The organism is Arthrobacter sp. CMU6, from assembly GCF_059090205.1.
In genome coordinates this window covers 1-14040 of the sequence record NZ_JBNHFL010000053.1, presented here as the reverse complement: position 1 = coordinate 14040, position 14040 = coordinate 1, and the positions used below count along the sequence as shown (strand labels likewise).

The window sequence follows — 14040 nt, the reverse complement described above, 5'->3', positions numbered from 1 at the left end:
TGTACCGCCACCTGTGGTCCAACGGGCCCAAGGAATGCCTCGAGTTCGCCGACTACTCCTTTGACGAGCACTTCGGCCGCCCCATCTCCTCCTTCCCGCCCCGCGAGGTGCTCTTCGACTACATCAAGGGCCGCGTGGAAAAGTCCGACGTCCGCAAATACGTCAAGTTCAACACCGTCGCCCGCCACACCTCCTACAACGAGGCCACCCAGGAATTCACGGTGACGGTCCAGGACCTCAAAACCAACCTCACCGAAACCCACGTATTCGACAAGCTCGTCGTTGCCACCGGCCACTTCCACGTCCCTGCCGTCCCCGAATTCAAGGGCATCAAAACCTTCCCCGGCGAGGTACTGCACGCCCACGATTTCCGCGGAGCCGAACGGTTCTACGGCAAGAAACTGCTCATGATCGGCAGCAGCTATTCCGCCGAGGACATCGGCATGCAGGCCCACAAGATGGGCGCCGCATCCATCACCATGAGCTACCGCACCAACCCCATGGGCTACCACTGGCCCGAGACCACCGTCGAGCGGCCGCTCGTCACCCACTTCCAAGGCAGCACCGCATACTTCAGCGACGGCACCCACGACGATTTCGACGCCGTCGTACTCTGCACCGGATACCAGCACAAATACCCGTTCCTGCCCAGCGAACTGTCCCTGAAATCCCCCAACGTCCTCTACCCGGGCAACCTCTACAAAGGCGTGGTCTGGCAACAGAACACCAACCTTTTCTACCTCGGCGCCCAGGACCAGTACTACACCTTCAACATGTTCGACGCCCAGGCCTGGTTCGCCCGCGACGTCATGACCGGAGCAATCAACCTGCCCTCCCTCGCCCAGCGCGAAGCAGACATCCAGCTCTGGCTCGAACGCCAGGACACCCTCCCCGACCACGACGCCGAAGCCGACTTCCAGACCGACTACCTGCGCGAACTCATCAACGCCACCGACTACCCGCCCTTCGACCTGGACGCCGTATCCCAACTCTTCAAAGACTGGATGCGCCACAAACACGATGACATCCTGGGATACCGCGACATGGTCCACCGCTCCGTCATCACCGGCACCATGGCCACCAAACACCACACCCGCTGGCTCAACGCCATGGACGACTCCCTCGAACGCTACCTCCACGGCACCTCCCAAGACATCAGCACCAACACCCCCGACGCCATCGACGAAACCGTAGCCGCAAGGTAAATAGCCCAACGCCCGGCACAACCCCACCCCGCGGTCCCACTGTGGACCGCGGGGTGTCCGCGCGATTTCTGGAGGACATCACCGACGGCCAGGACCTCCAATCGAGTCGCTAGTTCAGGACAATGTGCGCAATGTTTGTCCAAGCAATAGTCTTAAGGGCAGGGCCCAGAGGGGCCGAAGCCGGAGACTAGAGAGTGGGCTATGCGGGTACCCGCAGAGGAACGCAAAGAACAGCTAATTTCAGCGACAGTCGAACTCATGCGTCGCGAGGGCGTTCAGTCGGTGACCGTCCGCGCCATAGCCAAGGAGGCGAACGCTCCCTTGGCTACCGCACATTATTGCTTCAGTGGCAAAGATGAAATCATGGACGCGGCCGCCGAGGCCTGGCTTAAGAACCTCAGCAGTTTCTCTGGCGACGTCCCGGTCGAACTGGGCCTCCGTAAGGCTGTGGAACAGGTAGCCGAAGGCTACTGGCGGGCACTGGAAGAAGAGCCCGCGAGCCTCCTGGCCGAATTCGAACTGATTCTCTGGGCAACGCGGAATGCTCCTGCCAGCCCGCTGGCCGCAAAAATCTATCCGGCCTACGTAACGGAGCTGACAAGAATATTCTCCTCCGCGGCGGAAAGCTGCGGCGAAGAGTGCCTCATCGGCTTTCCAACGCTTGTACGCTCCTTCCTGATGGCTTACGACGGCGCGGTCATCCAATACCTGACCGACCCGACGGCCGCCGACCACCGGACGATGTTCTTCATGCTGGTAGACGCACTTTTGGCCAAGGCTGGCGTCTGACTGTCGCCACTGATTGCTTGAGGGACCATTCCCTCATTGGGTGCCTTTCCCCGCTCAGCAGTGGCGGTACTGAGCAGACACAGCCACATACCCGGTCGCAGTGACGACCCGCTCTTCGCATACGGAGCCGGCCTAAGGGACTGGGCCTAATCATGGCACCTTCCACGGCTGGTCTGGTCTGACCCCTAAATCGGCTTCCAGCATGCACCGGCACGGGTCGCCTCGTAGCGCACCTGCGGCGCGTGGCGAGCTGAGCTGCAAGCGTCTTGCTCCACTGCAAGTCAGCCGGCGCCAGCCGCCTCAAACCTCCGCAGCCGGCGCCGCGAACTGCGCCTCATACAAACGGGCATAGGCCCCGCCCGCCGCCAGCAGGGAAGTGTGCGTTCCCTGCTCCACGATCTGGCCGGCCTCCATCACCAGGATGAGGTCGGCGTCGCGGATCGTGGAGAGGCGGTGCGCGATCACGAAGCTCGTCCGGTCGGAGCGCAACGCACGCATAGCCTTCTGCACCAGCACCTCGGTCCGGGTGTCTACCGAAGAAGTCGCCTCGTCCAGGATCAGCACCGAGGGGCGGGCCAGGAACGCGCGGGCAATCGTCAGCAGCTGCTTCTCTCCGGCGGACACATTGGAGCCTTCGTCCTCCAGCACGGTGTCGTATCCTTCCGGCAGCGAGTGCACGAACCTGTCCACGTACGTAGCCCGGGCGGCCTCGAGAATTTCAGACTCGGTAGCAGAAGGCCGCCCGTAGGCAATGTTGTCCCGGATGGACCCTCCGAACAGCCAGGTATCCTGCAGCACCATGCCCATCCGCGAGCGCAGCTCGCGCCGGGAAACGGTGGTGACATCCACGCCGTCGAGCGTTATCCGCCCCGCGTCCAGCTCGTAGAACCGCATCATCAGGTTCACCAGCGTGGTCTTTCCCGCACCTGTCGGCCCCACAATCGCCACCGTCTGCCCCGGCTCGGCAACCAAAGAGAGTGAGGAGATCAGCGGCTTGTCCGGTGAATAGGAGAACGAGACGTTCTCGAACACCAGCCGCCCCCGCCCGCCGTCCGGCGAAGAACCAGGCACAGGATCAGCCGACTGCTCGTCCTCATCCAGCAGCTCGAACACCCGCTCGGCCGACGCCACCCCGGACTGCAGCAGATTGGCCATGGACCCCAGCTGGGCCAGCGGCTGGGTGAACTGCCGCGAGTACTGGATGAACGCCTGCACATCGCCCAGCTGCATCGCCCCGGATGCCACCTGCAGGCCGCCCACCACGGCGATCCCCACGTACACCAGGTTCCCGATGAACGTCATGGCCGGCATGATCAGCCCGGAGATAAACTGCGCCCCGAAACTCGCCTCATACAGCTCCGCATTCTTCTGCCGGAACCGCTCCCCCACCTCCTGCTGCCGGCCGAACACCTTCACCAGCGCATGCCCGGTATAGGTCTCCTCGATCTGCCCGTTCAGCTCGCCGGTGTGCTTCCACTGCGCCACGAACAACTTCTGCGATCGCTTGGCGATCATCGCCGTCGTCACCAGCGTCAGCGGGATGGTCACCAGCGCAATCACCGCCAGCGTGGGGGAGAGCAGGAACATCATCAGCAGGACGCCCAGCACCGTCAGCAGCGAAGTCACCGCCTGGCTGATGGACTGCTGCAGGCTCTGCGAGATGTTGTCCACGTCGTTGGTCACCCGGCTGAGCAGCTCGCCGCGCTGGATCGAGTCGAAGTACCGCAGCGGCAGCCGGTTGATCTTCGCCTCGATCCGTTCGCGCAGCCGGTACACGGTCCGCTGCACCACGCCGTTGAGCACGTACGCCTGGATCCACATGAACGCGGACGCCAGCACGTACAGCGCCAGGGCCCACAGCAGCACAGAGGCCAGCGCCGTGAAGTCGATCCCCGTCCCGGGCGTCAGCGCCATGGCACTGAGCATGTCCGCCTTCTGGTTCTCCCCCGCCGCCCGCAGCTGCGCGATCAGCTCCGCCTTGCTCATCCCCGCCGGGAGCTCCTTGGACACGACGCCGGCGAAGATGATGTTGGTGCCCTCGCCCAGCAACCGCGGCCCGATCACGGACAGCGTCACCCCGGCAACGCTCAGCGCGATCACCAGCACCAGCCACAGCCGCTCCGGCCGAAGCTGGCCCAGCAGCCGCCTGGCTGACGGCCAGAAGTTCAGCGCCTTCTCCGCTGGGACGTTCATCCCCGCAAATGGGCCTCCGCGGCCGGGTCCCATGGGCGGACGCGGCGGGCGTCCGACGGCGGTGGTCCGGGCTTCCGGGGCCGGTCCCGGCCGGGTGGGGGTGCTGCGCCCGCTCATACCGCCTCCTCCGCTGCCAGCTGCGAGGACACGATCTCGCGGTACGTCTCAGAAGCCTCCAGCAGTTCATCGTGCGTTCCGCGCCCCACGATCCTGCCGTCGTCGAGCACCAGGATCTGGTCCGCGTCCGCGATGCTGGACACCCGCTGGGCGATGATCACCAGGGTGGCACCGGAGGTGTCGTGCTTGAGCGCCTGCCGCAGCCGGGCATCGGTGGCGGTGTCCAGCGAGGAGAACGAGTCGTCAAAGACGTATAGCTCGGGCCGTTTCACCAGTGCCCGGGCGATCGCGATCCGTTGCCGCTGGCCGCCGGAGACGTTGGTGCCGCCCTGCGAAATGGGCGCATCCAGCCCGCCTTCCATCTCCCTGACGAAGTCCTGCGCCTGCGCCGTGGCCAGGGCGCGCCACAGGTCGTCCTCGGTGGCGTCCGGCTTGCCGTAGAGCAGGTTGCTGCGCACTGTGCCGGAGAACAGGTACGGCCGCTGCGGCACCAGCCCGATGTGCCCCCACAGCTGGTCCGGGTGCAGTTCGCGAACGTCCACGCCGTCGAACTTCACCGATCCGCTGGTGGCGTCGAAAAGCCGCGGCAGCAGGTTCACCAGGGTGGTCTTGCCGGACCCGGTGCTGCCGATGATCGCCGTCGTCTGCCCGGACCGGGCGGTGAAACTGATGCCGGACAGGACCGGCTGCTCGGCACCCGGGTAGGCGAACCCGACGTCGTCCATCTCCAGTTCGCCGCTGCCCAGCTGGCCGGCGGCAACCGCCACCGGCGCCAAGGGCGGCCGGACACTCGACTCCGTTGTCAGCACCTCGCCGATCCTGTCCGCCGAGACCGCGGCACGCGGGATCATCACGGCCATGAACGTGGCCATCATGACGGACATCAGGATCTGCATCAGGTAGCTGAGGAACGCGATGAGCGTGCCCACCTGCATGGAGCCGTCCTCGATCCGGAACGAGCCGAACCAGATCACGGCCACGCTGGAGACGTTCAACACCAGCATCACTACGGGAAAGGCGAGCGCCATCAGCCGGCCGGCCCGGAGTGCGGTGTCCGTGACATCCTCGTTGGCGCGCGCGAACCGGGCCGTTTCGATGTCCTCGCGCACGAACGCCCGCACCACCCGGATGCCGGTCAGCTGCTCGCGGAGCACCCGGTTCACGGTGTCGATCCGGACCTGCATCTTGCGGAACAGCGGCACCATGCGGCTGATGATCAGGCCGACCCCGGCCAGCAGCACAGGCACGCTGACGGCGATCAGCCAGGACAGCTGGGCATCCTGCCGGACGGCCATGATCACCCCGCCGATGCTCAGCATGGGCGCGGCCACCATCAGCGTGGCGGACATCAGCACCAGCTGCTGGACCTGCTGGACGTCGTTGGTGGAGCGGGTGATGAGGCTCGGCGCCCCGAACCGGGTGACCTCCTGCTCGGAGAACTCCCCCACCCGTGTGAAGATGGCCCCGCGCAGGTCCCTGCCCATGCCCATCGCAGCCTTCGCCCCGAAGTACACCGCCACCACCGCACACGCGGTCTGCAGCAGGGTGATGAACAGCATCAGGCTGCCTACCCGCAGAATGTATCCCGTGTCCCCCTTGGCCACGCCCTGGTCGATGATGTCCGCGTTGAGCGTGGGGAGATAGAGGGAGGCGATGGACTGTGCCAGCTGGAAAACGACGACGGCGGCCAGCAGCCGCCGTTGCGGCCGCAGGTGTTCAACCAGCAGTTTCCAGAGCATCCGGACTCCACTTTCCGCCGCGGAGATTCCAAGAACTCCCCGCGCAAACAGTTTTGAAGGCCAGTGTACGTCCGGAGCCCCGGGATGGGCCCTGACCCTCGGCCTGTCCCGGAGGCCTGCCTGTAGGCTGTGACTTACCGCCGGGTAGGTCCGGCAATGGCCATGTTGAAGATTGGGGACTTCATTGGGGGAACAGAGATCGGATTCCGGTGCGCCGGAAACCATACCGCTGGTTTTGCGGGCATCGGTTGCATTCTGGCTGGTCAGCGTAGGCGTGGGCATCCTGCCGGTCATTCTGGAGGTGGCGGGGATTGACTACGGCCAGTCCACGCCCGGCTGGGCGGTACCTTTCCTGGTGGTATCGGCAGTGCCGCTGGCCGCGCTCCAGGTGTGGGCGGCCGTCGAACTGCTGCAGGGGGCGCGGTGGACGCGCGTCGTGCTGACCGTGGTCGCCGCACTGTCTGTCGCCGGGACACCGCTGGACCTGTCCGGGCTGGTCCTGGCCGCACTGTCCCTGACACTGGCCGGCGCCGTGCTCATGTGGCTTCCGGCGGCCAACCGGTTTTTCCTGCTCCAACGGAACGCGCCGGCTTATCTGCCGGCCGCCTGACAGCCGACGGGCCTGCAAAAAGGTCGAGCCGCCGCGGTGTGCGTGGTCCTGGGCATCGGGCAGGCCACTTTTGCGGATTGGCTCTGGTGCGCTGTCCGTCCGGTTGCCTACCGTGGTTGCGGGCCCGGCTTCCGGGGCTCGCCGCCCGTGCAACCCCGAGCCTGAATTTTAGTGATTGATGCCAGAGAAAGAGCAACATGTCCGCCACCGTGAACGAATACCCCTTTTCACAAGTCGACGTCTTTGCCCCAGGGCCAAGGCCCGGCAACCCGGTCGCCGTCGTCCACGACGCTGACAACCTGACTGCGGAACAGATGCAGAGCTTCGCCGACTGGACCAACCTCTCCGAGACCACGTTCCTGCTGAAGCCGACACAGCCGGAGGCGGACTACCGGCTGCGGATTTTCACGCCGGCGTCCGAGCTTCCCTTCGCCGGCCATCCGACCCTCGGTTCCGCGCACGCATGGCTGGAGAACGGCGGCCAGCCGCGTCGGCCGGGCGAACTGGTGCAGGAATGCGAGGTGGGGCTCGTCAAAATAAGCCAGACCGCCGGCGAACAGTTCTTCGAGGCCCCGCCGCTGCGCCGTTCCGGCCCTGTGGAAGCTGACGTGCTGGAGCGCGCCATCGCGAGCCTGGGCATCGGCCCGGAGCAGGTTCTGGACAGCAACTGGGTGGACAACGGACCTGGCTGGCTTGGCATCCGGCTGGCTTCGGCCCGGCAGGTGCTGGACCTGAGGCCGGATTTCGTCGCGATGGGAAAGCTGAACGTGGGGGTCATCGGCGCCTACGGGGACGGCGGTCCGGCGGACTTCGAGGTGCGCGGATTCGTTCCCGGGCTGGACGTTCCTGAAGACCCGGTGACGGGAAGCCTCAACGCCGGCCTGGCTCAGTGGCTGCGCAGCTCAGGCGTCACGGACGGCAACTACACCGTCAGCCAGGGCACCGTCCTGGGCCGCGACGGACGGCTCACCATCACCAGCGAGGGCGACAGCATTTGGGTGGGCGGCACCAGCCGCACGGTCATCCGGGGCAGCGTCTTCCTGTAATTCCGCCCGCCCCTTGCATTCCTGCGGTGCTCATTTTTTCACAACGTGCCGGGGACGGGCCGGCGCCCCATTGCGCCTGCCCGTCCCAGTCCATGGTTCTCCGTGGGTGTTCTGGATGGTGATCTGCGTACCGGGTCTTTAGCGGGGCCGCGGCGCTTCTGCACGGCCCCTGCGAAATACTGTCCCGCTCAACGCTCAAGAATGGCGCAACTTTATGGAAGGATCGCTGCAAGATCCGGCGGGGCCACGCCGTCGTCGGTCTTGGGGGTAGGGGCCCGCTGGCTGGGCCTGCAGAGTGGCGTGCGCCTCAAAGCAGCAACGTTGTCCGCTCCCCGTCCGTTGGACAGGGGGACGGAAGGCGGCCACATGATCATTGTTCTGACAGGAATCGACGGTTCCGGAAAAACGACGGCGGCCCATTCCCTGATTGCCGCGGCCCGGGCAGAGGGCACGGATGCGCTCTTGCTGAGCAACTATGCAGGCCGGCGGCGGATGTCCCTGCTCAGTGCCAGACTGGGCATCCGATTGCCGGACCGCCTGGCCGACGGGGCCGAAACCATCATGCGGGTGTTCAACGTGCTGGTCTCGCATGCCCGGGCATCCCGGTTCCATGGCCTTGTTGTCATGGACCGGCACCTTCATTGCCAACTGGCGCTGCGCGAGGCAAGAGGCCTGCGCCGCGGGCGGCTTCTCCCCTGGCTGCTCCGCACTCTGCCCGCCCCGGACGTGGTTCTCCACCTGGACGTGAGCCCCGAAACCGCGCACCAGCGGGTCATGGCGCGGGGCACGGACGAGGAACCCGTGGCCGAACTGACCGCCCTCCGGAACGCCTACCGCGCACTGCCCGAGTACGCGGACATGGTGAAGATCGACGCCGGCGGCCCTCCGGCCGACGTGCTGGCAAGGCTGCTTGCCGCGGTCGATTTCCGCCGGCTACTCAAGGTTTAGTCAAGAATTTCCGAAATGGCCAAATATGCGTTCCCTGACGTCCTAGCCGCTGTACATTGGTGCAAGCTCTCCTCTTTCCCCCCAAACCGGAGCGCTGGAAGCCTCCGCGCTGGAGTCCACTGATTCGCGCGGAGGCTTCCCTTTTGCCCGCCAAACCACGGACCGGGCATGGTCCGCTCTGGCCACAGCCCGCCGGTCGAAGATACAGTAAGCATGCTGATGACTTCGGATTGCCGGACCATCATCTGTTCACTTCGACGAAGGAGACACTATGAGCACGAGGGTTGAGAAGCGCATTCTGGTGAACGTGCCGGTCAGCACGGCATACAACCAGTGGACCCAGTTCGAGGACTTTCCGCACTTCATGGGCGGCGTCAAGAAAGTGACCCAGCTCAGCGATGACCGCCTCGAGTGGGTGGCCGAGATCGCGGGCGTGAAGCGGAAGTGGGAGGCCCGGATCCTCGAGCAGAAGCCGGACCAGAAGGTAGCCTGGGCCGCCACCGAGGGGGCCACCAACGCCGGCTCGGTGGAATTTGAAGACGTGGGCGGCGGCCAGACCTCCATCAAGCTGTTCATCGACTACGAACCCGAGGGGCTCGTGGAGAAGATCGGCGACAAGCTTCACGTCGTGGAGCACCAGGCCGAGGCCGACCTCAAGCGGTTCAAGGCATTCATCGAGGACGAAGGCTACGCCAGCGGCGCCTGGCGGGGATCGGTCAACGAAGGCGGCTCGGTGGGAACGCCGGGCGTCGAACACGCTGCCGGATCGCTCGGCGACAGCGGCAAGGCTGGCGTCTCCGGCAAGGTCGCGGCGGCTGCCGGCATGGCTGCTGCAGCTGGTGCGGCAGCGGCCGTGGCGGCGGGCAGCAAGGACAAGGACACCACCCACGTTGCCGACGAAACCGTCACCCCCGTGGTTCCGGAGTACACCGAAACCACGGTGGTTACCGACACGACCGACACCCCCGGCTTCTCCGGCGGAACTGCGGCAGGCACCCTCGCAGGCGGAACTGCCGGAACTGCGGCAGGCACTGGTTCGGCGCTGACGGACGAGACTGTCGCCCATCCGTTCGACCAGACCAACGGCCTGATCGACGATGAAGGCGACTCGGACGAGACAGCGGCGAGCGACACCAGAAGCGCCGCGGACCGGGCCGAAAGCGCGGACCGCGACCCGGGCACCATCCCGCCCCTGGGCGGCACCTCCGGCCAGCACTAGTCCCGAACAGAAATCACGGCGGCACCGGAGAGAAGCGAAAAAACGACGGCGGGATTACCCGCCGTCGTTTTTGTCCGTTTGCCCCCCTGGATATCCGCTTCGATCGCTTTAATTTGAGCATTGACCTCGACGGCGCGCAGTGGCAACGTGGGATTCACCTTCTTTCCCCCAGTGCCGGGGGACACGCACAAACATTTCCTGCCCGGCCCCTGCGCCGTGCAAGTACAACTTGATACCGCAACGTTGCGGCAGCGGTGTCGCGCGCCCGGACATATATGAGGTTCGGCCGAAATCTCTATTCCGATTAAGTCTTCTCATTGCGGCTTGCCGAATTACAGCATTTCCCATCGGGAGTCGGCAGGCTGTGGGGGCCCACATGGAACACTTAAGAATTGTTCTCTATTCACACGACTCATTGGGTCTGGGCCACGTGCGGCGCAATCTGGCGCTAGCCCACGCCCTCAGTAACCAGCTTCCCTACCTGACAGGGCGGGACGTGACGGGCATCCTAATTTCCGGGACCGCTTTAGCTCCGGGGTTTGATGTTCCGGCCGGCTGGGACTGGGTCATCCTGCCCGGCGTGGAAAAAAGTCCCGCAGGCTATCAGCCGCGCAACCTCACCGTTCCGATGCAGGACCTCGTCTCGCTCCGGGCGGGCCTGCTCGATTCTGTGCTGGGCAGCTTCCTCCCCGACCTTGTGGTGATTGACCGCCACGCGACGGGCATCCACGGCGAACTGGAAGCAGCCCTGCGCCGTGCACGCGCGGCCGGCACTGTCCGCACGGTTCTGGGGCTTCGCGAGATTCTGGATGCACCGGAGGCAGCCATCGCCGAGTGGGACAGGATGGGCGGCGCCGCGGTGGTCAACGACCTGTTTGACGCCATCTGGGTCTATGGCGACCCCGCAGTGCATGACCCCGCAGCCACTGGCGAAATCCCGCCGTCAATGCAGAAACTGGTCCGTTACACCGGTTACCTCGCGGCCGGCAGGCCGACCGGTCCGGGGACAATCACCATGCCCGGCCCCTTTGTCCTGACCACCGTCGGCGGCGGCACCGACGGGCATGCACTGGCGGCCCTCGCGTCGGCTGCGGAGCTTCCGCCGGGCATGGGGCACCTGGTCGTTGCGGGACCCCAGATGCCGTCCGACCAGCTCGCGGACCTGCGGCGGTGGGCGGCCCCGGGGGTCAGGATTGTCGAGCGGCTCGATGACATGGTGCTTCACCTGCGTGCTGCGCGCGCCATTGTGTCGATGGGCGGCTACAACACCGTCTGCGAAATCATGAGCACTGATGTTCCCGCCCTCATCGTGCCGCGCACCCATGCACGGTACGAGCAGCGCATCAGGGCTGCTTCCCTGACCTCCGCGGGATACCTGGAGTACCACGAGATCGGCACACTCACGCCAGGGATCATCTCCGGCTGGCTCGCCCGACGGCTGGGCACCAGGGTGGACAGGAGGCAGGCGCGGCTCAACGGGCTGGTTCGTGTTCCGCAACTGGCTGCCGAACTGCTGCAGCCGGTGCTGCTCCAGCCCGTGCCCCGCGCCGCCGCGTCCCCGGTGGCCGGCAGCGTCCGGGAAGGTGCAGCCCATGCTGCAGTCTGAACCGGCCACCGCCTACATCCTGAAGATGTACCCGCGGTTCTCAGAGACGTTCATCGTGTCGGAGATCCTGGCCCGCGAGGCAGCCGGGGACAGGATTGAGATCTTCTCGCTGCGCCCGCCCAACGATCCGCGGTTCCATCCCGAGCTGGCGCGCGTCAAGGCGCCTGTGACGTATATTGTCCGCCCCAAAAGTGCCGAGCGCGTCTGGGAGAGTTTCCGCGCCGCTGAAGCCGCCGGGCTTGCCCCGGCCGTCTCCCGGGTTTTCGCGGAACTGGCCACCATGGATACCAACGATGCCCTGCAGGCCATCAACCTCGCCGTCGCCCTGCAGAACCGCAACATCAGGCACCTCCACGTTCACTTCGCGTCAATCCCCACCACCGTGGCGAGGCTCGCCTCGGCCATCACCGGCATCCCCTATTCCTTCACGGCCCACGCGGTGGATATTTTCGTAGAGACCGTCGACGATGACCTCCGGACCAAGTTCGCCCAGGCCCACCACTCGGTGACCATCAGCGAGTACAACCTGCGCTTTCTGCAGCACCGCTTCCCGGACGTCACTTCCCGCCTCCACCTGGTGCGGAACGGCCTGGAACTGGACCGGTTCCCCTACCGGGACCCCCGCCCGGTCGGCCGGACGGTGCGGGTGGCCGCGGTGGGACGGCTCGTGGAGAAGAAAGGGTTCCAGCACCTGCTCCCGGCCGCCGCGGAGCTGGTGTCGCAGGGCTTCCCGCTGGACCTGAGGATTGCCGGCACGGGGGTGCTGGCCGACCAGCTGCAGTGCACGTTAGAACAGCTCGGGCTGGACCGGCACGTGCGGCTCCTCGGTCCGCAGACCCAGGACCAGGTCCATGACCTGCTGGATTCGGCCGACGCCTTCATCGCGCCGTGCGTCGTGGGTTCGGACGGCAACGCCGACGGGATGCCCACCGTCTTGCTGGAGGCCATGGCCGCCGGCGTGCCGTGCATCTCCACGGCAGTAACCGGCATACCCGAGGCGGTACGGAACGGGCAGACCGGAATCCTGACGCAGCCCGGCCAGCCCCATCTGCTCGCCCAGGCGATCCGCCGCATGAGCTCACCAGCCACGGACCGGGTTGCTCTGGCCCGCAACGCCCGTGCCCTGATCGAGAAGGAATACGACGTGCGGCGGCAGGCGGAGGCACTCCGGGCCCTGTCGCCGGCGGCAAGGAAGGTAGCGTGATGCGCGTCGCCTATGTGTGTGCGGACCCCGGCGTCCCCGTCTTCGGCACCAAGGGTTCCTCAGTCCATGTGCAGGAGATTGTGCGGGCCTGGCGCCGGGCCGGGGCCGATATCACGGTTTACTGCACCTCTGCCGGGACCGACCGGCCGGCGGACCTGGCCGGGCTGCCCGTCGTCGAAATCCCGCCGCACCGCGGTGACCCGGCTTCCGGGCCTGGGCCTGTGTTCGGGGAGGCGACGGCTTCCGGGGCGGAGCGGGAACGTGCCATCGGGGAGGCAGCAGCGGCCCTGGCGGAGGCGGTGGTCCGGGACGGCTGCGACGTGGTCTACGAGCGCTACTCGCTCTTTAGCCCGGCCCTGGCCATGGCCGCCGGAGCCCTGCGGGTCCCGTCTGTGCTTGAGGTCAACGCGCCGCTGATCGAGGAGCAACAGCGGTACCGGCAGCTGTTCGACCGCAGTCTGGCGGAGGCCGTGCTCCATCGCAACGCCCTGGCCGCGGACACCGTGGCCGCTGTCTCGGAGCCCGTGGTCCGGTGGGTGGAGCGCCGGGTGCCGGGCGCCAAGACGCTGCTGGCACCCAACGGTGTAAATACCGAACGGATCGGTCCCCGGCCGCGCGGCCGTCGCCATCCGCGCCGACTGACCTTGGGCTTCGTGGGCACCCTGAAACCCTGGCACGGTGTCCCCGCCCTGCTCACCGCGGTTGCGCTGGCCAACGCGGGGGCAGGTACTGACGGAAGGTGGAAGGTGAAGATCATTGGCGACGGCCCCGGCAGGCAGGACCTCGAGCGGGCGGCAGCGGGGCTGGGAGTCGAGGCGGAGTTCACCGGCGCGGTGCCACCTGATGCGGTGCCCGGGCTGCTGCACGAATGCGACGCCGCCGCCGCTCCGTACCCGCAGCCTTCGCCCGGCCGGGACGACTACTTTTCGCCGCTGAAGGTCTACGAGTACCTTGCCGCTGGCATGCCGATCGTCGCCACGGCCGTGGGCCAGATACCGTCGATCCTGGAAGACGGACGCACTGGGCTTCTCGTTCCGCCGGGCGATGCGTCCGCTTTCGCCGCTGCGCTTCTCCGCCTCGGCGCGGACGCCGCGCTGCGGGAGCGCCTGGGCACCCAGGCGAGGACCGCCGCCGTTGGGCTTTACAGCTGGGACGGCGTGCTGTCCCGCATCACCGCGGCGCTGTCCCGCCGCCAGGAGGTGGCCTGATGAGCGCCAACCCCGCCCACTCCGCGCGTCCGGCCAGGCCTGTCTCTGGGCTGCGGCGGACGCTGCGGTGCGTTCGCCCCCACCTGCAGGGCCACCGGTGGCTGATGGCAGGCGGATTCTCCGCCCTGGCGTTCGACGTCGTGTTCCGCCTCATCG

The 14040-nt window shown here is 66.3% G+C and carries 12 protein-coding genes; 9 read left to right on the top strand and 3 right to left on the bottom strand.

Features of this window, described 5'->3' with window-relative positions:
* Both AC5RWD_RS22500 and AC5RWD_RS22495 read left to right on the top strand, forming a co-directional pair.
* Positions 1 to 1205 (top strand): NAD(P)-binding domain-containing protein (locus AC5RWD_RS22500; RefSeq protein WP_494022147.1); only part of this gene is annotated, 1205 nt, incomplete at its 5' end.
* A gap of 201 nt (positions 1206 to 1406) precedes the next feature.
* Complete coding sequence (locus tag AC5RWD_RS22495) at positions 1407 to 1994, top strand: TetR/AcrR family transcriptional regulator (protein ID WP_494022146.1); 588 nt, start codon at positions 1407 to 1409, stop codon at positions 1992 to 1994.
* 300 nt (positions 1995 to 2294) lie between these two features.
* Here AC5RWD_RS22495 and AC5RWD_RS22490 read toward each other — a convergent pair whose 3' ends face one another.
* Together AC5RWD_RS22490 and AC5RWD_RS22485 are read right to left on the bottom strand one after the other, a co-directional pair.
* The gene (locus AC5RWD_RS22490) at positions 2295 to 4304 is read right to left on the bottom strand and encodes an ABC transporter ATP-binding protein (protein ID WP_494022145.1); all 2010 of its coding nucleotides are present in this window, start codon (positions 4302 to 4304) and stop codon (positions 2295 to 2297) included.
* Positions 4301 to 6043 carry an ABC transporter ATP-binding protein gene (locus tag AC5RWD_RS22485; protein ID WP_494022144.1) on the bottom strand — a complete coding sequence of 581 codons (1743 nt, stop codon included), beginning with the start codon at positions 6041 to 6043 and terminating at the stop codon, positions 4301 to 4303. Before AC5RWD_RS22485 ends, AC5RWD_RS22490 begins: the two co-directional genes overlap by 4 nt.
* Before the next feature lie 184 nt (positions 6044 to 6227).
* On the opposite strand from AC5RWD_RS22485, the gene AC5RWD_RS22480 reads away from it, so the two are divergent.
* From AC5RWD_RS22480 to AC5RWD_RS22465, 4 genes are all read left to right on the top strand, one after another.
* Positions 6228 to 6653: a hypothetical protein gene (locus tag AC5RWD_RS22480; protein WP_494022143.1), complete on the top strand. Its 426-nt coding sequence runs from the start codon at positions 6228 to 6230 to the stop codon at positions 6651 to 6653.
* A 197-nt stretch (positions 6654 to 6850) separates the two neighbouring features.
* On the top strand, positions 6851 to 7699 hold the full coding sequence (locus tag AC5RWD_RS22475; RefSeq protein WP_494022142.1) for a PhzF family phenazine biosynthesis protein: 849 nt from the start codon (positions 6851 to 6853) through the stop codon (positions 7697 to 7699).
* Positions 7700 to 8065: 366 nt separating this feature from the next.
* Positions 8066 to 8647 (top strand): AAA family ATPase, encoded by a 582-nt coding sequence (locus AC5RWD_RS22470; RefSeq protein WP_494022141.1) that lies wholly within the window; start codon positions 8066 to 8068, stop codon positions 8645 to 8647.
* Between the two features lie 271 nt (positions 8648 to 8918).
* Positions 8919 to 9866: an SRPBCC family protein gene (locus AC5RWD_RS22465; protein WP_494022140.1), complete on the top strand. Its 948-nt coding sequence runs from the start codon at positions 8919 to 8921 to the stop codon at positions 9864 to 9866.
* Here the strand turns inward: AC5RWD_RS22465 and AC5RWD_RS22460 are convergent.
* Entirely contained in the window at positions 9863 to 10024 is a 162-nt protein-coding gene (locus AC5RWD_RS22460) for a hypothetical protein (protein WP_494022139.1), read from the bottom strand. The two genes, AC5RWD_RS22465 and AC5RWD_RS22460, sit on opposite strands and share 4 nt — an antisense overlap.
* A gap of 422 nt (positions 10025 to 10446) precedes the next feature.
* Here AC5RWD_RS22460 and AC5RWD_RS22455 point away from each other — a divergent pair, with 422 nt between their 5' ends.
* From AC5RWD_RS22455 to AC5RWD_RS22445, 3 genes are read left to right on the top strand one after another with little or no spacing between them, the layout of a single operon-like run.
* A complete protein-coding gene (locus AC5RWD_RS22455; RefSeq protein ID WP_494022138.1) occupies positions 10447 to 11472 on the top strand; it encodes a glycosyltransferase family protein in 1026 nt (341 codons plus the stop codon).
* The gene (locus tag AC5RWD_RS22450) at positions 11459 to 12676 is read left to right on the top strand and encodes a glycosyltransferase (RefSeq protein WP_494022137.1); all 1218 of its coding nucleotides are present in this window, start codon (positions 11459 to 11461) and stop codon (positions 12674 to 12676) included. The genes AC5RWD_RS22455 and AC5RWD_RS22450 overlap by 14 nt, the downstream gene beginning before the upstream one ends.
* The gene (locus AC5RWD_RS22445) at positions 12676 to 13884 is read left to right on the top strand and encodes a glycosyltransferase family 4 protein (RefSeq protein WP_494022148.1); all 1209 of its coding nucleotides are present in this window, start codon (positions 12676 to 12678) and stop codon (positions 13882 to 13884) included. The genes AC5RWD_RS22450 and AC5RWD_RS22445 overlap by 1 nt, the downstream gene beginning before the upstream one ends.
* The last annotated feature ends 156 nt before the right edge of the window (positions 13885 to 14040 follow it).